This window comes from Cupriavidus sp. FW305-F7 (genome assembly GCF_058782875.1).
In genome coordinates this window covers 118883-141150 of record NZ_JBYSYC010000009.1, presented here as the reverse complement: position 1 = coordinate 141150, position 22268 = coordinate 118883, and the positions used below count along the sequence as shown (strand labels likewise).

General features: G+C 66.5%; 16 protein-coding genes. 14 read left to right on the top strand and 2 right to left on the bottom strand.

Translation table 11 applies throughout. From position 1 onward, the window contains the following. Positions 1–7: 7 nt before the first annotated feature. Complete coding sequence (locus AC3WL8_RS11075; protein WP_211980374.1) at positions 8–2380, bottom strand: penicillin-binding protein 1A; 2373 nt, start codon at positions 2378–2380, stop codon at positions 8–10. Positions 2381–2782: 402 nt separating this feature from the next. Between AC3WL8_RS11075 and pilM the strand changes: the two genes are divergently transcribed. From pilM to AC3WL8_RS11020, 11 genes are all read left to right on the top strand, one after another. Beyond that, the gene (pilM, locus tag AC3WL8_RS11070) at positions 2783–3853 is read left to right on the top strand and encodes a type IV pilus assembly protein PilM (protein WP_035820419.1); all 1071 of its coding nucleotides are present in this window, start codon (positions 2783–2785) and stop codon (positions 3851–3853) included. Positions 3854–3870: 17 nt separating this feature from the next. Further along, complete coding sequence (locus AC3WL8_RS11065) at positions 3871–4530, top strand: PilN domain-containing protein (protein ID WP_013958225.1); 660 nt, start codon at positions 3871–3873, stop codon at positions 4528–4530. Between the two features lie 2 nt (positions 4531–4532). Then, positions 4533–5204 (top strand): type IV pilus inner membrane component PilO, encoded by a 672-nt coding sequence (locus AC3WL8_RS11060; RefSeq protein ID WP_114132203.1) that lies wholly within the window; start codon positions 4533–4535, stop codon positions 5202–5204. Continuing rightward, the gene (locus AC3WL8_RS11055) at positions 5201–5752 is read left to right on the top strand and encodes a pilus assembly protein PilP (protein WP_013958223.1); all 552 of its coding nucleotides are present in this window, start codon (positions 5201–5203) and stop codon (positions 5750–5752) included. The genes AC3WL8_RS11060 and AC3WL8_RS11055 overlap by 4 nt, the downstream gene beginning before the upstream one ends. After that, positions 5749–7881, top strand: coding sequence for a type IV pilus secretin PilQ (locus AC3WL8_RS11050; protein WP_211980373.1), 2133 nt, complete (start codon positions 5749–5751; stop codon positions 7879–7881). Before AC3WL8_RS11055 ends, AC3WL8_RS11050 begins: the two co-directional genes overlap by 4 nt. 345 nt (positions 7882–8226) lie before the next feature. Next, positions 8227–8787: a shikimate kinase gene (locus AC3WL8_RS11045; RefSeq protein WP_492378276.1), complete on the top strand. Its 561-nt coding sequence runs from the start codon at positions 8227–8229 to the stop codon at positions 8785–8787. Next, a complete protein-coding gene (gene aroB / locus AC3WL8_RS11040; RefSeq protein ID WP_492378271.1) occupies positions 8784–9890 on the top strand; it encodes a 3-dehydroquinate synthase in 1107 nt (368 codons plus the stop codon). The genes AC3WL8_RS11045 and aroB overlap by 4 nt, the downstream gene beginning before the upstream one ends. Positions 9891–9938: 48 nt before the next feature. Beyond that, positions 9939–11075, top strand: a complete 1137-nt coding sequence (locus AC3WL8_RS11035) for a deoxyguanosinetriphosphate triphosphohydrolase (protein ID WP_013958219.1) — start codon at positions 9939–9941, stop codon at positions 11073–11075. Positions 11076–11176: 101 nt separating this feature from the next. Next, positions 11177–11902 (top strand): transposase, encoded by a 726-nt coding sequence (locus tag AC3WL8_RS11030; protein ID WP_211980371.1) that lies wholly within the window; start codon positions 11177–11179, stop codon positions 11900–11902. A 288-nt stretch (positions 11903–12190) separates the two neighbouring features. After that, on the top strand, positions 12191–16984 hold the full coding sequence (locus tag AC3WL8_RS11025) for a glutamate synthase-related protein (RefSeq protein ID WP_492378270.1): 4794 nt from the start codon (positions 12191–12193) through the stop codon (positions 16982–16984). Positions 16985–17104: 120 nt separating this feature from the next. Beyond that, the gene (locus tag AC3WL8_RS11020) at positions 17105–18568 is read left to right on the top strand and encodes a glutamate synthase subunit beta (RefSeq protein WP_013958216.1); all 1464 of its coding nucleotides are present in this window, start codon (positions 17105–17107) and stop codon (positions 18566–18568) included. A gap of 84 nt (positions 18569–18652) precedes the next feature. On the opposite strand, the gene AC3WL8_RS11015 is transcribed toward AC3WL8_RS11020, so the two are convergent. Next, complete coding sequence (locus AC3WL8_RS11015; protein ID WP_492378269.1) at positions 18653–19192, bottom strand: GNAT family N-acetyltransferase; 540 nt, start codon at positions 19190–19192, stop codon at positions 18653–18655. Positions 19193–19481: 289 nt separating this feature from the next. On the opposite strand from AC3WL8_RS11015, the gene AC3WL8_RS11010 reads away from it, so the two are divergent. The 3 genes from AC3WL8_RS11010 to mlaE all read left to right on the top strand — a co-directional run bounded on the left by AC3WL8_RS11010 (position 19482) and on the right by mlaE (position 22232). After that, positions 19482–20504, top strand: a complete 1023-nt coding sequence (locus AC3WL8_RS11010; protein ID WP_371827379.1) for a Bug family tripartite tricarboxylate transporter substrate binding protein — start codon at positions 19482–19484, stop codon at positions 20502–20504. A gap of 133 nt (positions 20505–20637) precedes the next feature. Beyond that, a complete protein-coding gene (locus AC3WL8_RS11005) occupies positions 20638–21456 on the top strand; it encodes an ABC transporter ATP-binding protein (protein ID WP_211980368.1) in 819 nt (272 codons plus the stop codon). After that, a complete protein-coding gene (gene mlaE / locus AC3WL8_RS11000; protein ID WP_211980367.1) occupies positions 21453–22232 on the top strand; it encodes a lipid asymmetry maintenance ABC transporter permease subunit MlaE in 780 nt (259 codons plus the stop codon). Before AC3WL8_RS11005 ends, mlaE begins: the two co-directional genes overlap by 4 nt. The last annotated feature ends 36 nt before the right edge of the window (positions 22233–22268 follow it).

Genomic DNA, 22268 nt, shown 5'->3' with positions numbered 1-22268 from the left:
GCCGTGATCAGGCGCCGCCGAACATCTCCAGGATCTTCTTCTTCTCGGCCTCGGTGTCGGCCGGCGCGGTGGCCGATTCCTCCTGCTTGCCCGGCCACGGATCGCCCAGGCCCACCGAAGCCACGCCGGCGCCGCCGGCGTTCTCTTCGAAGGTCCAGTCGCCGCCCACCATCAGCACGCCTTCCGGCGCAGGGCGCTCGGGCGACTCCGGCACGCCCTTGAGCGCCTTGCTCATGTAGCCCACCCAGATCGGCAGGGCCAGGCCGCCACCGGTTTCGCGCACGCCCAGGCTCTTGGGCTGGTCGTAGCCCATCCAGGCGATCGCCACCAGGTTGGGCGTGTAGCCGGCGAACCAGGCATCGACCGCGTCGTTGGTGGTGCCGGTCTTGCCCGCCAGGTCGTTGCGGCCCAGGCGCTGCTTGGCGCTGTTGGCGGTGCCCATGCGCACCACGTCGCGCAGCATGGTGTCGGCGATAAAGGCGGTGCGTGCGTCCAGCACCCGCACCGCGTCGCTGCCGGCGCGCTGCGGCTGGGTTTCGGAGATCACGTTGCCGCGCGCGTCCACCACCTTCTGGATCAGGTACGGGTTGACGCGGTAGCCGCCGTTGGCGAACACCGAGTACGCGCCCGCCATCTGCAGCGGCGTCACGGCGCCCGAACCCAGCGCCATCGGCAGGTAGGCCGGGTGCTTGTCCGCCTCGAAGCCGAAGCGCGTGATGTAGTCCTGCGCGTACTGCGTGCCGATCGCGCGCAGGATCCGCACCGAGACCAGGTTCTTGGACTTGGCCAGCGCGCGGCGCATGGTCATCGGGCCCTCGAAGCGGCCGTCATAGTTCTTCGGTTCCCACACCTGGCCGCCGGTATCGGGGCCGATCGTCAGCGGCGCGTCGTTGATCACCGTGGCCGGCGAGAAGCCCTTTTCCAGCGCGGCCGAGTAGATGAACGGCTTGAAGCTGGAACCCGGCTGGCGCCAGGCCTGGGTCACGTGATTGAACTTGTTGCGGTTGAAGTCGAAGCCGCCCACCATCGAACGGATCTCGCCGTCCTGCGGGTTGATCGACACGAACGCCGCGGCCACTTCCGGCAGCTGGGTCACCGACCAGTCGCGTTTCTCGTCCTGGGTCACGCGGATGACCGCGCCGGGGCGCATCTTCATCTTGGGTTGCGCGTTGGACGACAGCGACGGCGAGATAAAGCGCAGCGCCGGGCCTTCGATGGTTGCCACTTCGCCGGATAGCAGCGTCGCCTTCACCTGCCTGGCCGACACGCTGGTGACCACGGCCGAGCGCAGGTCGCCGCTGCCGGGGTGCTCGACCAGCGCATCGTCGATGGCCTGCTCGCGCTCGGCCGGGTCAGAGGGCAGGTCGATAAAGGCTTCGGGGCCGCGGTAGCCGTGCTTGCGCTCGTAGTTCATGATGCCGGAGCGCACGGACTCATAGGCGGCGTCCTGGTCCGGCTTGGTCAGCGTGGTGTAGACCGTCAGGCCGCGCGTGTAGGTTTCTTCGCGGTACTGCGCGTACATCAGCTGGCGCACGATCTCGGCGACGTACTCGGCGTGGGTGGAGAACTCGTTGCCCTCGGTGCGCACCTTCAGCTCGGCATGCACCGCCTGCTCGTACTGGTCGGGCGTGATATAGCCCAGGTCGCGCATGCGCTGCAGGATGTACTCCTGGCGCACCTTGGCGCGGCGCGGGTTGACCACCGGGTTGTACGCCGACGGCGCCTTGGGCAGGCCGGCCAGCATGGCGGCCTCGGCCGGCGTCACGTCGCGCACCGACTTGCCGAAATACACGCGCGCGGCGCTGTCGAAGCCATAGGCGCGCTGGCCCAGGTAGATCTGGTTCATGTACAGCTCGAGGATCTGGTCCTTGCTCAGATTGGCCTCGATCTTGTACGCCAGCAGCATCTCGTAGATCTTGCGCGTGTAGGTCTTCTCGCTGGACAGGAAGAAGTTGCGCGCCACCTGCATGGTGATGGTGGAGGCGCCCTGCGACAGCCCGCCGCGCAGGTTGGCCAGCCCGGCGCGCAGCACGCCGACGAAGTCGACGCCGCCGTGCTCGTAGAAGCGGTCGTCCTCGATCGCCAGGACCGCCTTTTTCATCACGTCCGGAATCTCGGCGATGGGCACGAAGTTGCGCCGCTCTTCGCCGAATTCGCCGATCAGCACATTGTCCGCGGTGTAGATGCGCAGCGGGATCTTGGGCCGGTAGTCGGTGATGGTGTCCAGCGATGGCAGGTTGGGCGCAGCCACCAGCAGCGCGTAGCCAAGCAGCAGCGCGATCACGACGGCTCCGGCGACAACCAGTCCGACCGCCCCGAACATGAGCCGCGCCCAGATCGAGCGGCGGGCGGGGTGGGACTTGTGTTGTGCGGTGGCCATAAGGGAAATACCTAGTCAGGGGTGCCCGGGATTATATCTTCCGGCATAGGCCCGTCCGGGCGTACAGTGGTGCGGGCGCCGCTATCGCGCTGTTACAAGATGTAATGTGGCGAATGCTGGCATGCACGGCGACGTTGCATGCAGCTAAAGGCGTACGGGCGGGCGCACAAGCGCGCACGGAAGGGAACCCGACGACCGTGGGGTTTTGGCAACGGATTGGCGAGGGGCTTCTCAAAAAGAACTCGGCGCCAGTTCGGCACATTGCCACCGATGCTGGATTTTGTGAGAATCGACCAACATAAAAGAGCAAACGTTTCATTCAAGAAACAAGGCTCGCCCGATTAGAGCGTTCAAGCCAGGGGCGAGTTCAAAAGTCAGGGGGTCACCTTGCGTCGGGGCATTTTGTCGGGGCTTCTACGCCGGACTACGGTCGGTGTGGATATCGGGTCGTCCAGTGTCAAGGTAGTCGAGCTGTCCGTAGGGGGCAGCAGGCAAGATTACCGGCTGGAAAAATGCGCCAGCGAACTGCTGGACCGCAACGCCGTTGCCGATGGCAACGTCATCAATATCGAGGCCGTCGGGATCGCGCTCAAACGCGCGCTGGGCAAGGCCGGCATCCGTTCGAAGGACGTGGTGCTGGGTGTGCCATCCATGTTGACGGAGTCACAGACGGTCAGCCTGCCGGACAACCTGTCCGAAGACGAGCTGTATTCCCAGGTCGAATCCGAGGCGCACCGGCTCTATCCGCCGTCGCAGGCGGTCAACTTCGACTTCGCCGTGATCGGCCCCAGCGAGACCGAGGGCGGGATCGGCGTGCGCGTCACGGCGGCCAACAGTGACCGCGTGCAGGAGCGCGTGACCGCGGCCGAGATGGCCGGGCTCAAGCCCCAGGTCATGGATGTCGAGGAATACGCGGTGCAGCGCTCGATCGTGCAGATGCTGGGCGTGCCGCACGAGATGCCCGAGGCCGATGCGCGCGCGCTGCCGGTGGTGGCGGTGATCCACCTGGGCGGCAGCCGTTCCAAGGCAATCTTCTACCAGGGCTGGAAAGAACTCTACGAGCAGCCGCTGAACAGCTACGGCGACCAGCTCACGCAGAGTGCGGCGCGCATGTTCACCCTCGATGCGCTCAAGGCCGAGATCAAGAAACGCAAGAACACGCTGCCTGAAGCCTGGCGCGCGCAGTTGCTCAAGCCGTCGCTGGATGCACTGGCGATGGAAGTGCAGTCCGCGGTCGGCAACTTCATCGCCAGTTCCAGCCTGGGCCGGGTCGACGAGATCCTGCTCTCGGGCGGGCATGCGTCGCTGCTCGGCGTGCAATCGGCGATCCAGCACCAGACCAAGATCACCACCACGCTGGCGAACCCGTTCGCCAACATGGCGACCAACGCCAAGGTCAACGAGCGCTACCTGCAGCGCGACCTGCCGGCGTATATCGTCAGTGCCGGCCTGGCCCTGCGCGGCCTGCAATAACGCACCGGAGGCATCAGATGTCTACGAACACACTGCCTTCGGTCAACCTGCTGCCTTACCACGAAGCCCGCAAGGCAGCACGCCGCAAGAAGGTCTATACGATGCTGGCCGGCGCCGCAGTGGCTGGCGCTGCCGTGGTGCTGCTGGGTGGCTACTATATCGACGGGCGCATCGCTTCGGTGGTCGCGCTCAACCAGGTATTGAGCGCTGAGAACGCCAAGCTGGACGGGCAGATCCGCGAGGTCAACAGCCTGAAGAAGGACATCGACGCGCTGCTGCAGCGCCAGAAGGCCGTTGAAAGCCTGCAGACCGAGCGCAACCGCCCGGTGCAGCTGCTTGAGGAACTGGTGCGGCAGGTGCCAGAAGGCGTCTACCTGACCAGCCTGAAGCAGACCGGCGAGGCCTTCACCATCGCGGGCGTGGCGCAGTCCAACGAGCGCATTTCCGAGCTGCTGCGCAACCTGAGCGGGGTGGCCTGGCTGGACAAGGCCGAGCTGGTCGAATCCAAGGCCGTCACCATGACCAACAACCTGCGCGAGCAGCGCCGGTTGTTCGAGTTCTCGATGCGCTTCACGTATCGCGCGCCGGAAGCGGCGGCCGACGGCAAGAAGGCCGTGCCGGGCGCCTCCGCACCCGCAGCCGCCCCAGTTCCCGCACCCGCAGCCGGAAAGGCCTGACCATGGCGCTCAATACTGAAATCAACCTGGCCGACCTGACCGGCCAGTTCCGCGGGCTCAACCTGAGCGAACCGGAGACGTGGCCGGCCGCGCCGCGCGTGCTGTTCGCGGTGCTGGCCGCGGCCGTGGTGCTGCTGCTGGGCTGGCAGTTCTACTGGAGCGCCAGGTTCGACGAACTCGACCGCCAGCGCCAGGAGCAGGAAAGCCTGAAGCAGGCGTACCAGTCCAAGGTGGCGCAGGTGGCCAACCTGGACGCGCTGCGCGAGCAGAAGAAGCAGGTGGAGCAGCGCGTGGCGCTGCTGGAGCGGCAGCTGCCCAACAAGGCCGAAATGGATGCACTGCTGGCCGACGTCAACCACGCCGGCGTCGCACGCGGGCTGCAGTTCGAGCTGTTCAAGCCGCAGGGGGCGGTGATCAAGCCCTACTTCGCCGAGATCCCGGTGAACCTGCGCGTGACCGGGCGCTACCACGAGGTGGCGCAGTTCAATGCCGACGTGGCGGCACTGTCGCGGATCGTCTCGATGCAGAACCTGCAGCTGGCCAATACCAAGGATGGCGGGATGTCGATGGAGGCGGTGGCGATGGCCTACCGCGCGCTCGACCCGGACGAGCAGGCCGCGCAGCGCAAGGCCGCGGCAGCCGCTGCGGCAGCCAAGGCAGGAGGTGCCAAATGAGCCGCACCGCGCGTACCCGCAGCCTCGCCTGGACCACGGCGCCACGCACGTTCGCGGCGGCGGCGCTGGCCGTCGGCCTGCTGGGAGCCTGCGGCGCCAGCGATGAAGACGCCTTGCGCCAGTGGATGGATGCCACCCGCAGCGCGCGCGCCAAGCCGCCCGAGCCGCTGCCCGACGCCCGGCCCTATGTGCCGCGCGAGTACGCCGCAGCCAAGGCGCCCGAGCCGTTCGCGCAGGCCAAGATCGGCGAGCTGAACAAGACGCTGGCGGATTCGCCCGAAGCCGGGCGGCGCCGCGAGCCGCTGGAGGACTACCCGCTCGAGAACTTCAAGATGCTCGGGATGATGATGAAGCACGGGGAGACCTTCGGCATCGTGCGGGTTGATAACAAGATCCACCATGTCAAGGTGGGTCAGTATCTCGGCCAGAGCTATGGCCGGGTGGTCCGCATCACCGATCAGGAGATCGTGCTGCGCGAATTGGTCCGGGAGGGGGTATCAGAGTGGAAAGAGAAAATGACCAGCCTGAAGCTGGAGGTGGCGGCATGACCCTTACGCGCTGGTACCGTGCGCTTGCGGGCGCCGCAAAGACAACGATGGCGCTGGCGCTGTTGCTGGTGATTGCCGCGCCGGCCGCGCTGGCACAGAGCAACCGGATCAAGGCGGTTGACGTCAGCATGGTCGGGGAGCAGACCGTGTTCACGATTGAGCTCGAACGGCCGCTGGCGCAGAAGCCGGCGGATTTCACCACGCAGAACCCGGCACGGCTCGCGATCGATTTCTTCGATACCGGCTTTGCCAACCGGCGCGCGCAGTACGACTACGGCGGCAAGCTGGTCAAGTCCGCCAACGTGGTGCAGATCGGCGACCGTACCCGCGTGATCCTCGACCTCACGCGCAACGCCACCTATCGCACCGACCAGCGCGGCAACTACTTCGTGGTGGCGCTGGATAACGTGGCGCCGGCGCTCAAGAACGCCGCGCCCACGTTTGCGCCGGCGGCGACGCCTGCAGCCGCTGCGGCGCGGCCGTCGGTGCGCAATGTCGACTTCCGCCGCGGTGCCGATGGCGCCGGGCGCGTGGTGGTGGACCTGTCCTCGCGCGATTCGGGCATCAATATCGCGCAGCAGGGCAAGAACGTCGTGGTCGATTTCCTCGGCACCACGCTGCCAGACAACCTGCGGCGTCGCTTCGACGTCAGCGACTTCGGCACGCCGGTGCAGGGCATGCATGCCTCGGACGCCAACGGCAACGCGCGCCTGACGATCGAGCCGCGCGGCAACTGGGAATACAGCTCGTACCAGACCGATACCCAGTTCGTGGTAGAGGTGCGCCCGGTCAAGGAAGACCCGACCAAGCTGATCAGTGGCCCGGGCTACCGCGGCGAGCGCCTGTCGCTGAACTTCCAGAACATCGACATCCGCTCGCTGCTGCAGGTGTTCGCCGATTTCACCAACCTGAACATCATCACCAGCGAAAGCGTGCAGGGCAACATCACGTTGCGCCTGAAGGACGTGCCGTGGGACCAGGCGCTGCAGATCGTGATGGATGCCAAGGGCCTGGCCTCGCGCCGCAACGGCAATGTGCTGTGGGTAGCGCCCAAGGCGGAGCTGCAGACCAAGGAGAAGCTGGAGCTGGAGTCGCAGCAGCAGATCAGTGACCTGGAGCCGATCCGCAGCCAGGTGTTCCAGCTCAACTACCAGCGTGCCGAAGACGTGCGCAAGATGCTGCTGGGCCTGGGGGCGGGCGGCGGTGCTGCTGCGGCGGCGCCCATTGGCGTGGCAGGGGCGGCGGGCGCCAGCACGCGCATGCTGTCCAAGCGCGGTTCGCTGACGGCCGATGCGCGCACCAACCAGCTCTTCGTCTCGGATATCGCCACCAAGCTGGAGGAGGTGCAGAACTTCATCGGCAAGATCGACATCCCGGTGCGCCAGGTGATCATCGAGGCGCGTATCGTCGAGGCCACCGATACCTTCAGCCGCAACCTGGGCGTGAAGCTGGGCTTTGCCGGGCAGTACAACAACGCCAAGGTCGGCAACACCTACAACAACGTGCTGCCGGGCTCCACCTCGGACAACGGCCCGTTCCTGAGCCTGCCGGCAGGCGCCATCAACGGCACCAACCCGGCCAATATCGCGGTGAGCCTGTTCAACAGCGCCGCCACGCGTTTCCTGGCGCTGGAGCTGTCGGCACTGGAAGCGGACGGCAAGGGCAAGATCATCTCCAGCCCGCGCGTGGTCACGGCCAACAACATCAAGGCGCTGATCGAGCAGGGTACCGAGCTGCCGTACCAGGCGGCGACCTCCAGTGGCGCGACCTCGGTGCAGTTCCGCAAGGCCAACCTGAAGCTGGAAGTGACGCCGCAGATCACGCCCGAAGGCAATGTGCTGCTCGATGTGGACGTGAACAAGGACAGCGTGGGCATCCAGACCACCTCGGGCTTTGCCATCGACACCAAGCACGTGCAGACCCAGGTGCTGGTGGAGAACGGCGGCACGGTGGTGATCGGCGGCATCTACACCCAGACCGAGTCCAACGACACCGACAAGGTGCCGCTGCTGGGCGATATCCCGGTGCTGGGCAACCTGTTCAAGAGCAACGCCAAGGTGCGCAACCGCACCGAGCTGCTGGTGTTCCTGACCCCGCGCATCCTGAACGAGAGCGTGTCGCTCAGGTAGGGACATGGCGTCCGGAGGCGCCGGATACAGTAGACTGGCAGGCCGCATCGAGGGATGCGGCCTTTTTTTGCGCGTCGCGGGAGGCCCGGAGGCGGCCCTGGGACGGGCCAGCCATGTGGGCCATGCCGCATTCGCCACTTGCCGGCCGCGCCACAACATAAGAAGATGATGCAGTTCCCAACCGGGGAGGACGGCCCACATGCCACGCTCCCGAACGACAGTCCAGTGACAGCCTCAGCGACAGGCCCGGCGGCACAGCGCCAGGCCCAGGATCGGCGCGACGCCGATCGATCCGACTCCGAGCGACCGGAATCCGATCGACCCAACCTCTTTTTCGTCGGCCTGATGGGCGCCGGCAAGACCACCGTGGGCCGCACGGTGGCGCGGCGCCTGCACTATCCGTTTTTCGATTCCGACCATGAACTGGAAGCGCACTGCGGTGTGCGCATCCCGGTGATCTTCGAAGTCGAGGGCGAAGCCGGCTTCCGCGACCGCGAGGCCGCAATGATCCGCGAGCTGGCTGCGCGCCAGGGCATCGTGCTGGCCACCGGCGGCGGCGCCGTGCTGCGCGCCGAGAACCGCGAGGTGCTGAAGGCCCGCGGCACGGTCGTGTACCTGCGCGCCAGCCCGCACGACCTGTGGCTGCGCACCCGCCACGACCGCAACCGCCCGCTGCTGCAGACCGAGGACCCCAAGGGCAAGCTCGAGGCGCTCTATGCCGAGCGCGACCCGCTTTACCGCGAGGTCGCGGACTTCATCATCGAAACCGGCAAGCCCTCGGTGGCGCAGCTTGCTAATATGGTGTTGATGCAACTTGAAATGGCCGGTTTCCCGATCGATCCCCCGCAGCCGGCCTCCGCGCCGCCGGAAACGTCGGAGCCGCCGGCGCAGGACCCCAATCCATGATTACGCTTGAAGTCGACCTGGGCGAGCGCAGCTACCCCATCCATATCGGTACCGGCCTGCTGGACAACGCCGAACTGCTGCGCCCGCACGTGCGCGGCCAGCACGCCGTCATCGTCACCAATGAAACCGTGGGGCCGCTGTACGCGGTGCGGGTGGAAGCCAGCCTGAAGGCGCTCGGCAAGACCGTGCGCACCGTGACGTTGCCCGACGGCGAAGCCTTCAAGCACTGGGAAACGCTGAACCGGATCTTCGACGCGCTGCTGCAGGCCGGCGCCGACCGCAAGACCACGTTGGTCGCGCTGGGCGGCGGTGTGGTGGGCGACATGACCGGGTTTGCCGCCGCCTGCTACATGCGCGGCGTGCCTTTCATCCAGATGCCGACCACGCTGCTGGCGCAGGTGGATTCGTCGGTGGGCGGCAAGACCGGCATCAACCATCCGCTGGGCAAGAACATGATCGGCGCGTTCCACCAGCCCAACGCGGTGATCGCCGACATCGACACGCTGCGCACGCTGCCCCCGCGCGAGCTGGCCGCCGGCATGGCCGAGGTCATCAAGCACGGCGCGATCGCCGATGCCGAGTACTTCGGTTGGATCGAGCGCAACATCAAGCCGCTGAATGCCTGCGACCCGGACCTGATGGCGCTCGCCGTGCAGCGCTCCTGCGAGATCAAGACCGGCGTGGTGGCCCAGGACGAGCGCGAGGGCGGCCTGCGCGCCATCCTCAATTTCGGCCACACCTTCGGCCATGCGATCGAGGCCGGCATGGGCTACGGCGCCTGGCTGCACGGCGAGGCCGTCGGCTGCGGCATGGTGATGGCCGCCGACCTGTCGCACCGGCTGGGCTTTATCGACACTGAAACCCGCGCCCGCATCCGCGAGCTGACGCAGGCCGCCAACCTGCCCGTGGTGGCGCCGGAACTCGGTGCCGACCGCTATATCGAACTGATGAAGGTCGACAAGAAGGCCGAGGCGGGCAGCATCAAGTTCATCCTGCTGAAGCAGCTCGGCGAAGCGTTCATCACCACCGTGCCGGACGCTGACCTGCGCGCCACGCTCGCGCACGCCGTGCTCAAACCTCCCACCGAGGCCCCGGTCGCCTGACCGATCGGTTATGCCTCGCCACCCCGCCCCAGCCACCGGACGCGCCGCATGACCGACTTTGAAAGCCATCTCGCCCCTTACGCCGCCCGCTCTGCGCAGACGCGCGGGCGGGTGCATGCCGAACCCGCATCGCTGTCGCGCAGCGAATTCCAGCGCGACCGCGACCGGGTCATCCACAGCACGGCGTTCCGGCGGCTCGAGTACAAGACCCAGGTCTTCGTCAACCATGAAGGGGACCTGTTCCGCACCCGGCTGACCCACAGCCTGGAGGTGGCGCAAATCGCCCGCTCGATCGCGCGCAACCTGCGCCTCAATGAAGACCTGGTCGAGGCGATCTCGCTGGCGCACGACCTGGGGCACACCCCCTTCGGCCACGCTGGGCAGGATGCGCTCAATACCTGCATGAAGAACCATGGCGGCTTCGAGCACAACCTGCAGAGCCTGCTGGTGGTGGACGAGCTGGAAGAGCGCTACGGCGGCTTCAACGGGCTGAACCTGACCTTCGAGACGCGCGAGGGCATCCTCAAGCATTGCTCGCGGGTCAATGCCTCGGCGCTGGGCGAGCTGGGCCGGCGCTTCCTGGAGGGCACGCAGCCGTCGCTGGAGGCGCAGCTGGCCAACTTGGCCGACGAGATCGCCTACAACAACCACGATATCGACGACGGCCTGCGCTCGGGGCTGCTGACGCTGGAGCAGCTGGACGAGGTGCCGATGTGGGCCCGCCACCGCGCCGAGGTGGCCGCTGTCTTCCCCGCCGTCAACGGCCGGCGCGCCATCAACGAGACGGTCCGGCGCATGATCAATACGCTGATCGTCGACCTGATCGAGACCACCAGCCGCAATATCGCCGCGGCCAACCCGCGCAATATCGACGCGGTGCGCGCCGCCGGCCCGCTGGTCGGCTTCAGCCCGCAGATGCATGAAGAAGCGGCCGAACTCAAGCGCTTCCTGTTCCGGCACCTGTACCGGCACTATCTGGTGATGCGCATGTCGGCCAAGGCGCAGCGCATTGTCGGTGACCTGTTCCAGGCCTTCATGTCCGACCCGCGCCTGCTGCCGCCGCAGTACCAGGCCAGCCATGGGGGCGACCAGTCGCGGCTGATTGCCCACTACATCGCGGGCATGACCGACCGCTACGCGATCCGCGAGCACCGCCGCATCTTCGCCGTCAGCGAAGGCAACTGACGGCCGCGTTCGGGCTGGCCCTCCGATCGGCGCGCCAGCCTGCCGCATAAGTGGGGACGGATCAGGCTATCATGCGGGCATCAATGCTCGCATCACCTGTCATGGCACGCCTTCCCCGCTTTTCCCCCGCCGGTCTTCCCGCCCTGGTGTTGCAGCGCGGCAACAACCGCCAGCCCGTGTTCCTGGGGCCGGACGACTACCTGCACTACCTCGACTGCCTGCGCATGGCCGCGCGCGAGCATGACCTTGCCATCCACGCCTACGCGCTGCGGCCCAACCACGTGCACCTGGTGGCCACGCCCAAGGAGGCAGACTCGCTGAGCCTGACCATGCAGGCGGTGGGGCGGCGCTATGCGCGCTACTTCAACCGGGTGGCCAGCCGCACCGGCACTCTGTGGGAAGGGCGCTTCCGTTCCGCGGTGTTCGACCCCGCCCGGTGGATGCTGCCGGCGATGCTCTATGTCGAGGGTAACGCGCTGCGCGCGGGGGAGGTGACCACCCCCGAGGCCGATTGCTGGAGCAGTTACCACCATCACGCCGGCATCGAGGCCAGCCCGTTTGTGAGCGACCACTCCGCGTACTGGGAGCTGGGCAATACGCCGTTCGAGCGGCAGTCGAACTACCGGATGCTGACCGCCGAGGGCCTGTCGGGCAAAACTCTGGAGACACTGCGCGGCCATGCCCATAGCGGCTGGCCGCTTGGCGACGAAGCGTTCCTGGCCCAATTGGAGCGGCATGCAACGCGGCGCGTGCAGCCGTTGCCGAAAGGACGCCCCAAAAAGGTGCAAGCCGCATCATCGAATGGGTCAGAATCGCCGCAAAATTAATATGTCCCTATTTAAATGGATCACGGAAATGGTGCGTAACTTAGTGTGATCTGACCCCATTTAAAAATTTTGCGAGACGAACGCGATTCCCATATAGTTGCTCCACCCACAGTCATTGTGCGGCGCGTCACGCTCGTGTACGCCGCTGCGGCCCGCTGACAGCTTCGTCCCCATTTTCCGTCCCGCCGGTTTCCGGTTTGGGTGGAGGAATAAAGAAAACGAGAAAGCGCGCGGTCCCCGTTCCGGTACGCCCAGCCAGTTCGCGCAGCCTTCACCGGAATTCAGCCCGTGGACCAAACGAAAAATCTTTCGGCCCAAGCGCAGACCAGCGAGTCTTCCCACGCCATTGACCTGCGCCCGCAAGCGCAGGGCATGTACGATCCCAGCAACGAGCATGACGCCTGCGGCGTCGGCATGGTCGCGCACATCAAGGGCAAGAAATCCCACGAGATCATCTCGCAGGGCCTGAAGATCCTGGAGAACCTGGACCACCGGGGTGCGGTCGGCGCCGATGCGCTGATGGGCGACGGTGCCGGTATCCTGATTCAGATCCCGGACCAGTTCTACCGCGAGGAAATGGCCGCGCAGGGCGTGAGCCTGCCGCCCGCCGGCGAATACGGCGTGGGCATGATCTTCCTGCCGAAGGAACACGCCTCGCGCCTGGCCTGCGAGCAGGAACTGGAGCGCACGGTCCGCCTGGAAGGCCAGGTCGTGCTGGGCTGGCGCGACGTGCCGGTCGACGCCAAGATGCCGATGTCGCCGACGGTGCGCACCACCGAGCCGGTGATCCGCCAGATCTTCATCGGGCGCGGCCGCGACATCATGACCACGGACGCGCTGGAACGTAAGCTCTACGTTATCCGCAAGACCGCCAGCCACGCCATCCAGGCGCTCAAGCTCAAGCACGGCAAGGAATACTTCGTGCCGTCGATGTCGGCCCGTACCGTGGTGTACAAGGGCCTGCTGCTGGCCAACCAGGTCGGCGAGTACTACCTGGACCTGCTGGACCAGCGCGCCGTCTCGGCCCTGGCCCTGGTGCACCAGCGCTTCTCGACCAACACCTTCCCGGCCTGGGAACTGGCCCACCCGTACCGCATGGTCGCCCACAACGGCGAAATCAACACGGTCAAGGGCAACGTCAACTGGATCAACGCACGTACCGGCGCGATCTCGTCGCCGGTGCTGGGCGACGACCTGCCCAAGCTGTGGCCGCTGATCTACCCGGGCCAGTCCGACACCGCATCGTTCGACAACTGCCTCGAACTGCTGACGATGGCCGGCTACCCGCTCGTCCACGCGATGATGATGATGATCCCGGAAGCCTGGGAACAGCACACGCTGATGGACGACAACCGCCGCGCCTTCTACGAGTACCACGCCGCCATGATGGAGCCGTGGGACGGCCCGGCCGCGATCTGCTTCACCGATGGCCGCCAGATCGGCGCCACGCTGGACCGCAACGGCCTGCGCCCGGCACGTTTCTACGTGACCGAGGATGACATCGTGGTGCTGGCCTCGGAAGCCGGCGTGCTGCCGTTCCCGGAGTCGCGCATCGTTGAGAAGTGGCGCCTGCAGCCGGGCAAGATGTTCCTGATCGACATGGAACAGGGCCGCATCATCGACGACAAGGAACTCAAGGACAACCTGGCCAACGCCAAGCCGTACAAGAGCTGGATCGACGCCGTGCGCATCAAGCTCGACGAGCTCGACGCCAAGCCGGAAGACGTTGCCGCCGAGAAGAAGCCGGCGGCCAAGCTGCTGGACCGCCAGCAGGCCTTCGGCTACACCCAGGAAGACGTCAAGTTCCTGATGGCGCCGATGGCGCTGGCAGGTGAAGAAGCCACCGGCTCGATGGGCAATGACAGCCCGCTGGCGGTGCTGTCGTCCAAGAACAAGACGCTGTACCACTACTTCAAGCAGCTGTTCGCCCAGGTGACCAACCCGCCGATCGACCCGATCCGCGAGAACATGGTGATGTCGCTGGTGTCGTTCATCGGGCCGAAGCCGAACCTGCTGGAGCTGAACAACATCAACCCGCCGATGCGCCTCGAAGTGTCCCAGCCGGTGCTGGACTTCAAGGACATCGCCAAGATCCGCAACATCGAGCACTACACCGGCGGCAAGTTCCGTTCATACGAGCTGAACATCTGCTACCCGAAGGCCTGGGGCAAGGAAGGCATTGAAGCCCGCCTGGCCTCGCTGTGCGCCGAAGCCGTGGATGCGGTGCGTTCGGGCTTCAACATCCTGATCGTGTCGGACCGCCGCGTGGATGCCGAGCATGTCGCGATTCCCGCGCTGCTGGCCACGTCCGCCATCCACCACCACCTGGTGGAGAAGGGCCTGCGCACGTCCACCGGCCTGGTGGTCGAAACCGGCACCGCCCGTGAAGTGCACCACTTCGCGCTGCTGGCCGGCTATGGCGCCGAAGCCGTGCATCCGTACCTGGCGATGGAAACGCTGGCCGAAATGGCTCAGGGCCTGTCCGGCGACCTGTCGCCCGAGAAGGCCGTCAAGAACTTCGTCAAGGCGATCGGCAAGGGCCTGTTCAAGGTGATGTCCAAGATGGGCATCTCCACGTACATGTCGTACACCGGCGCGCAGATCTTCGAAGCCATCGGCCTGTCGCGCGAACTGGTGCAGAAGTACTTCCATGGCACCCCGTCGAACGTCGAGGGCATCGGCATCTTCGAGGTGGCCGAGGAAGCCCTGCGCCTGCACCGCGACGCCTTTGGCGACAACCCGGTGCTGGAAAGCATGCTGGACGCCGGCGGCGAATACGCCTTCCGCATCCGCGGCGAAGAGCATATGTGGACCCCGGACTCGGTCGCCAAGCTGCAGCACTCGGTGCGCGCCGACGACGGCAAGGGCGCCTACCAGACGTACAAGGAATACGCCAACATCATCAACGACCAGAGCAAGCGCCACATGACGCTGCGCGGTCTGTTCGAGTTCAAGGTCGATCCGGCCAAGGCGATTCCGCTGGAAGAAGTGGAATCGGCCAAGGAGATCGTCAAGCGCTTCGCCACGGGTGCGATGTCGCTCGGCTCGATCTCGACCGAAGCCCACACCACGCTGGCGCTGGCGATGAACCGCATCGGCGGCAAGTCGAACACCGGCGAAGGCGGCGAGGACGAGAAGCGCTACCGCAACGAGCTGCGCGGCATTCCCATCAAGCAGGGCGATACCCTCAAGGGCCTGCTGGGCGACGGCGTGATCGAGAACGACCTGGAACTGCGCGACGGCGATTCGCTGCGCTCCAAGATCAAGCAGGTGGCGTCGGGCCGTTTCGGCGTGACCGCCGAATACCTGGCTTCGGCCGACCAGATCCAGATCAAGATGGCGCAGGGCGCGAAGCCCGGCGAAGGCGGTCAGCTGCCCGGCCACAAGGTCTCGGACTACATCGGCAAGCTGCGTTACTCGGTGCCGGGCGTGGGCCTGATCTCGCCGCCCCCGCACCATGACATCTACTCGATCGAGGATCTGGCACAGCTGATCCACGACCTGAAGAACGTCAACCCGTCGTCGGATATCTCGGTCAAGCTGGTGTCCGAAGTGGGCGTCGGCACTGTGGCCGCGGGCGTGTCCAAGGCCAAGGCCGACCACGTGGTGATCGCCGGCCATGACGGCGGCACCGGCGCCTCGCCGTGGTCGTCGATCAAGCACGCCGGTACGCCGTGGGAGCTGGGCCTGGCCGAAACGCAGCAGACCCTGCTGCTCAACGGCCTGCGCAACCGCATCCGAGTGCAGGCGGACGGCCAGATGAAGACCGGCCGCGACGTCGTCATCGGCGCGCTGCTGGGCGCTGATGAATTCGGCTTCGCCACTGCGCCGCTGGTTGCGGAAGGCTGCATCATGATGCGCAAGTGCCACCTGAACACCTGCCCGGTGGGCGTGGCCACGCAGGATCCGCAGCTGCGCAAGAAGTTCCAGGGCAAGCCGGAACACGTGGTCAACTTCTTCTTCTTCGTTGCAGAAGAGGCCCGCGAGATCATGGCCCAACTGGGCATCCGCAAGTTCGACGAGCTGATCGGCCGCGCCGACCTGCTCGACACCAAGCCGGGCATCGAGCACTGGAAGGCACGCGGCCTGGACTTCAGCCGCATCTTCCACCAGGTGTCGCTGGGCGCGGACGTGCCGCTGTACCACACCGACGTGCAGGACCACGGCCTGTCGGCGGAAGCCGGCAAGGCGCTGGACCACGTGCTGATCGCCAAGGCGCGTCCGGCGATCGAGAAGGGCGAGCGCGTCTCGTTCATCCAGCCGGTCAAGAACGTCAACCGTACCGTCGGCGCGATGCTGTCCGGCGTGGTCGCCAAGCAGCATGGCCACGAAGGCCTGCCTGACGACACCATCCACATCCAGCTGCAAGGCACCGCCGGCCAGTCGTTCGGCGCGTTCCTGGCGCATGGCATCACGCTGGACCTGGTGGGCGACGGCAACGACTACGTCGGCAAGGGCCTGTCGGGCGGCCGCGTGATCGTGCGCGCCCCGCACGAGTTCCGCGGCGACCCGACCCGCAACATCATCGTCGGCAACACCGTGCTGTACGGTGCCATCGCCGGTGAAGCGTTCTTCAATGGCGTGGCCGGCGAGCGCTTCGCGGTGCGCAACTCAGGCGCGGTTGCCGTGGTGGAAGGCACCGGCGACCACGGTTGCGAGTACATGACCGGCGGCACGGTGGTGGTGCTGGGCGGCACGGGCCGCAACTTCGCGGCCGGCATGTCGGGCGGCGTGGCCTACGTCTATGACGAGGACGGCCTGTTCGACAAGCGCTGCAACACCTCGATGGTGGCGCTGGAAGCGGTGCTGGCCTCGGCCGACCAGGAGAAGGGCCAGCCCCAGGCTTCGTGGCACAAAGTCGACGGCAAGCGCGTGCTGGATGAAGTCATCCTGCGCAACCTGATCGAGCAGCACTTCCGCTACACCGGTTCCGAGCGCGCCAAGGCGCTGCTGGCTGACTGGACCACGGCACGCCGCAAGTTCGTCAAGGTCTTCCCGACCGAGTACAAGCGCGCGCTGGGCGAGATGTACGCCAAGGAACAGGCCGCCCGCGACAGCGACCGCGAAGCCATCGCGGCCTGAGCGAGCGCAACGCAACGACGCAGAGGGGCCGCGGCAGCCGCCGCGGTCCTGACAAGATTCTGACCCCACCGCAGGGCCGGCGACGCCGCCGGTCCCGCGCAGCATGACCAAGGACGCAACATGGGTAAGGCGACTGGCTTTCTCGAATTTCCGCGCCAGAACGAAGGCTACGAAGCGGTAGTCAAGCGCGTGAAGCACTACAAGGAATTCGTGTTCGCGCTGTCCGACAGCGAAGCGAAGATCCAGGGTGCGCGCTGCATGGACTGCGGCATCCCGTTCTGCAACAACGGCTGCCCGGTCAACAACATCATTCCCGACTTCAACGACCTGGTGTACCGCCAGGACTGGAAGTCGGCGATCGAGGTGCTGCACCAGACCAACAACTTCCCCGAGTTCACCGGCCGCATCTGCCCCGCACCGTGCGAGGCCGCCTGCACGCTGGGTATCAATGAACTGCCGGTGGGCATCAAGTCGATCGAGCACGCCATCATCGACAAGGCCTGGGAAGAGGGCTGGGTCAAGCCGCAGCTGCCGCGCCACAAGACCGGCAAGACCGTGGCCGTGGTCGGCTCCGGCCCCGCCGGCTTGGCTGTCGCGCAGCAGCTGGCACGCGCCGGCCATGACGTGACCGTGTTCGAGAAGAACGACCGCATCGGCGGCCTGCTGCGCTACGGCATCCCCGACTTCAAGATGGAGAAGACGCTGATCGACCGCCGCATCGAGCAGATGCAGGCCGAAGGCGTGACCTTCCGCGCCGGCGTAATGGTGACCGACGGCGAACTGCCGGCCGGGATCAAGAACTACGCCCGTGAAACCATCTCGGCCCAGGCCCTGATGGACCAGTTTGACGCCGTGGTGCTGGCGGGCGGCTCGGAAGTGCCGCGCGACCTGCCGGTGCCGGGCCGCGACCTGGCCGGCATCCACTTCGCGCTGGAATTCCTGATCCCGCAGAACAAGGAAGTGGCCGGCGACGGCGAAAACGAGATCCGCGCCGAAGGCAAGAACGTGATCGTGATCGGTGGCGGCGATACCGGCTCCGACTGCGTGGGTACGTCCAACCGCCATGGCGCCACCTCGGTGACGCAGTTTGAACTGCTGCCGCAGCCGCCGGAAGAAGAGGACAAGCCGCTGGTGTGGCCGTACTGGCCGATCAAGCTGCGCACCTCGTCGTCGCACGATGAAGGCTGCGAGCGCGACTGGTCGGTAGCGACCAAGGAATTCATCGGCGAGAACGGCAAGGTCACCGCTCTGAAGGCCTGCCGCGTCGAATGGAAGGATGGCCGCATGCAGGAAGTCGAAGGCAGCGAGTTCATCCTGCCGGCTGACCTGGTGCTGCTGGCGATGGGCTTCACCAACCCGGTGGGCTCGATGCTGGAAGCGTTCGGCGTGGATACCGATGCGCGCAAGAACGCCAAGGCCTCGACCGAGGGCGAACGTGCTTACCACACCAACGTGCCCAAGGTGTTCGCCGCCGGCGATGTGCGCCGCGGCCAGTCGCTGGTGGTGTGGGCGATCCGCGAAGGCCGCCAGGCTGCGCGTTCGGTCGATGCCTTCCTGATGGGCCACACCGAACTGCCGCGCTGATTCACCCCGGCAAGAACAAAAAGCCCGCCTGGCGCAAGCCGGCGGGCTTTTTGTCGTCCTGGCGCCAGTGTGCTGATGGAGCGCTCAGTCGGCCAGCTTGCGCTCCATCAGCATCGCGCTGGCGCCGTAGCTGGCCAGCTTGGCCGCATGGGCGGCGGCCGTGTGCGCCGCCACCGGGGCGTACCCGAGCCTGCGCCACCACGGCGCGGCCGACTGCACCGCGATCAGCCGCGAATGCCGCAGCCCCGCCGCGCGCGCGGCCGCCAGTGCCGCCGCGTACAGGCGCGGCGCCAGGCCGGCGCCGCGTCCGGCGGGCGCCACCGCCATGTCGTGCACGAACCAGGTGAGGGCATCCGGCCCGGCGCCATGACGCCAGCCATCGTCGAGCACGCCGTCCAGCGGCGGCAGGGTGGCTTCGGGCCAGGCGTGGGTAAAGAGGTAGGCGGCGAGCGCGCCGGGATGCCCGGGATCGTCCGCGACCCAGCAGGTGGCGGGGGACAGCGCCAGCCGGCTTGCCAGCGCTGCCAGGCTCTCCAGCAGGACTTCGGTATAGCAGCTGGCTTGCACCGCCAGCACGGCCGGCAGGTCGGTGGTGACCATGGGCCGCAGGGTGTAAATCGTCATCGGCCGATTATAGCCGGCGAGGTCCGTGCGCCTGGCCGCCATGGCGCGTTTGGCAAGGCCTGGCGGGGCCTTCAGGGTTCTCCCGGCTATGGTTTACGTGTCTGTGGTGGCCTGGGTAATGTCCTTACAATTTTCAAAAACAACTAACGGAAAACTGCCTCGCAAATCCTTTTTCCCCAGAACCAGCTTGCCGCCTCCTCAGGAGACCGGCCGGAGGAAATTGATGCCCGAAGTGCGCAAGTTGTCGCGGCTTTGGCGAGGTAAAGCAAAGTTGGCGCCGCGCCCCCCAATGGGCCCAGTCCGGCGCTGGCTCCAGCCTTTCCTGTGCCTGTATGCCCTGGGGTGTGCCACGCTGGCGCTGGCGGTGCCAGCCATGCCGGCGCATGCCGGGACCCAGCAGCTCGCCCGCAGCATGTCGTTCCCCGACCGCCCGATGCGTCTGATCGTGCCGTTCCCGGCCGGCGGCGTTGCCGATGCGGTGGCGCGCATGCTGGCCGAGCGTCTTTCCGCCCGGCTGGGCGTGCCGGTGGAGGTCGACAACCGGCCCGGCGCCGCCGGCACCATTGCCGGCGACGTGGTCGCCAAGGCCAGCTCCGATGGCCACACCCTGTTGTTGCACCAGGCCAATATGCTGATCCAGCCCGGACTGGAGCCGGTGCCGTATGACGTCGTGCGCGATTTCACGCCGGTGGCGCGCGTGGCCACCACGCCGCTGTTCCTGGTGATCGATGCCAGGCTGCCCATGCGCACGCCCGAGCAATGGATGACCGCGGTGAAGTCGAATCCCGGCTCCTACAGCTATGGCTACGGCCAATCGGGCAGCCCCTCCCACCTGTACGCCGAGTACGCCGTGCGCGGCATCCGCAGCGGCGTGCCGCTGGTCACCGCCAAGGGCGAAGCCGCCGTGGTCCAGGAAATGCTGGCCGGCCGCATCAGTGCCTGTTTCTGTTCGTTTGCCGCGGTCCAGGGCCAGGTCAGGAGCGGCGGGTTGCGCCTGGTCGGGGTGACGGGCGTGGCCCGCTCGCCGCTGGCGCCGCTGGTGCCGACCCTGCAGGAATCGGGGCTGGAAGGCTATGCCGCGGCCGCCTGGTTTGGCGTGATGGCGCCAGCCAAGACGCCGCGCGCGATCGTCGCCAGGCTGGCGGTCGAGCTCGACGCCGTCATGTCCGAGCGCGAGGTGCGTTCGCGCCTGCAGGCAGCGGGGGTCACGCCGCTGCGCGACTCGCCGGAGGCGTTCGCCACTGCGATCCGCTCGGAATCGATCCAATGGCAGGTGATCCTGAAGGACGTTGCGCCGACACAGGAGCCTTGAGCAGCAAAGGGGGGGACCGGTTTGGGAGGCTAGGGCAAGTCTGAGAGAGGGGGCATGTGGCGCGGGGCACACGGGCGCCAGCAGGGCTAGGTAGTACACCTTATAATGCGCGCCTGTCCTGACCGGTGCCCACGTGACCGATTCTGCTCAAAACCTCGTCGAACTGACTGCGGTGGACTTCGCCTATGCGGACCACGGCAAGCCGATCCTGTCCGGCCTGACCATGCATTTCCCGCGCGGCAAGGTGATTGCGGTGATGGGCGGCTCGGGTTGCGGCAAAACGACGGTGCTGCGGCTGATCGGCGGCCAGATCCGCCCGCAGGCGGGCACGGTCAGCTTTGCCGGCACCGATATCCACACGCTGGATACCCGCGGCCTGTACGCGGTGCGCCGCCAGATGGGCATGCTGTTCCAGTTCGGCGCGCTGTTTACCGACCTGTCGGTGTTCGACAATGTGGCGTTCCCGCTGCGCGAGCACACCGACCTGCCCGACTCGATGATCCGCGACCTGGTGCTGATGAAGCTCAACGCGGTCGGCCTGCGCGGCGCGCGCAACCTGCTGCCGTCGCAGATCTCGGGCGGCATGGCGCGGCGCGTGGCGCTGGCTCGCGCGATCGCGCTGGATCCGGCGCTGCTGATGTATGACGAGCCCTTCGCCGGGCTGGACCCGATCTCGCTCGGGCTGACCGCGCGGCTGATCCGCAGCCTGAACGACGCGCTGGGCGCCACCACGATCATCGTCTCGCACGACGTGCACGAGACCTTCCAGATCGCCGACTACGTCTATTTCATTGCCGACGGCCGCATCGTCGCGCAGGGCGAGCCTGAGGCGCTGCGCGCCTCCACCGACCCGTTCGTGCACCAGTTCGTCCATGCCGAGGCCGACGGCCCGGTGCCGTTCCACTACGCCGGACCTTCGCTGGCCGAGGATTTCGCCGGAGGTGCGCGGTGACGGACTTCTTTACCACCATCGGCGCGGCCGTGCGCCGCAGCCTGTCGGGGCTGGGCCATGCCACGCGCATGTTCCTGACGCTGCTGGGCCTGTCCCCGGCGCTGCTGCGCCGCTTCCGGCTGGTGACCGACCAGGTCTTCTTTGTCGGCAACCTGTCGCTGGTGATCATCGCGGTGTCGGGCCTGTTCGTGGGCTTCGTGCTTGGCCTGCAGGGCTACTACACGCTGAACCGCTACGGGTCCGAGCAGGCACTCGGGCTGCTGGTGGCGTTGTCGCTGGTGCGCGAACTGGGCCCGGTGGTGACCGCGCTGCTGTTCGCCGGCCGCGCCGGCACCTCGCTGACTGCCGAGATCGGCCTGATGAAGGCGGGCGAGCAGCTGACGGCCATGGAAATGATGGCGGTGAACCCGCTGCAGCGCGTGATCGCGCCGCGCTTCTGGGCCGGCGTGATCGCCATGCCGGTGCTGGCGGCGATCTTCAGCGCGGTCGGCATCCTGGGCGGCTACGTGGTGGGCGTGCAGTTGATTGGCGTTGACGCCGGCGCCTTCTGGTCGCAGATGCAGGGCGGTGTCGATGTGCGCGCCGACGTGCTCAATGGCGTGATCAAGAGCTTTATCTTTGGCATTGCCGTGACGTTTATTGCCCTGTACCAGGGCTTCGAGGCCAAGCCCACGCCGGAAGGCGTCGCGCGCGCGACCACCCGTACCGTGGTGATTGCGTCGCTGGCCGTGCTGGGGCTGGATTTCCTGCTGACCGCGCTGATGTTCAGCAAATGACGCGGCCGTACCAACGACAAGACAGCGACAAGAACA

Coding starts and splice junctions, on each gene's coding strand:
- aroB (WP_492378271.1), top strand. CDS start 8,784: ATGATTACGCTTGAAGTCGACCTGGGCGAGCGCAGCTACCCCATCCAT.
- AC3WL8_RS11020 (WP_013958216.1), top strand. CDS start 17,105: ATGGGTAAGGCGACTGGCTTTCTCGAATTTCCGCGCCAGAACGAAGGC.
- AC3WL8_RS11075 (WP_211980374.1), bottom strand. CDS start 2,380: ATGGCCACCGCACAACACAAGTCCCACCCCGCCCGCCGCTCGATCTGG.
- AC3WL8_RS11035 (WP_013958219.1), top strand. CDS start 9,939: ATGACCGACTTTGAAAGCCATCTCGCCCCTTACGCCGCCCGCTCTGCG.
- AC3WL8_RS11015 (WP_492378269.1), bottom strand. CDS start 19,192: ATGACGATTTACACCCTGCGGCCCATGGTCACCACCGACCTGCCGGCC.
- AC3WL8_RS11065 (WP_013958225.1), top strand. CDS start 3,871: ATGTCTACGAACACACTGCCTTCGGTCAACCTGCTGCCTTACCACGAA.
- AC3WL8_RS11055 (WP_013958223.1), top strand. CDS start 5,201: ATGAGCCGCACCGCGCGTACCCGCAGCCTCGCCTGGACCACGGCGCCA.
- AC3WL8_RS11010 (WP_371827379.1), top strand. CDS start 19,482: ATGGGCCCAGTCCGGCGCTGGCTCCAGCCTTTCCTGTGCCTGTATGCC.
- AC3WL8_RS11045 (WP_492378276.1), top strand. CDS start 8,227: ATGGGCGCCGGCAAGACCACCGTGGGCCGCACGGTGGCGCGGCGCCTG.
- AC3WL8_RS11030 (WP_211980371.1), top strand. CDS start 11,177: ATGGCACGCCTTCCCCGCTTTTCCCCCGCCGGTCTTCCCGCCCTGGTG.
- AC3WL8_RS11050 (WP_211980373.1), top strand. CDS start 5,749: ATGACCCTTACGCGCTGGTACCGTGCGCTTGCGGGCGCCGCAAAGACA.
- AC3WL8_RS11060 (WP_114132203.1), top strand. CDS start 4,533: ATGGCGCTCAATACTGAAATCAACCTGGCCGACCTGACCGGCCAGTTC.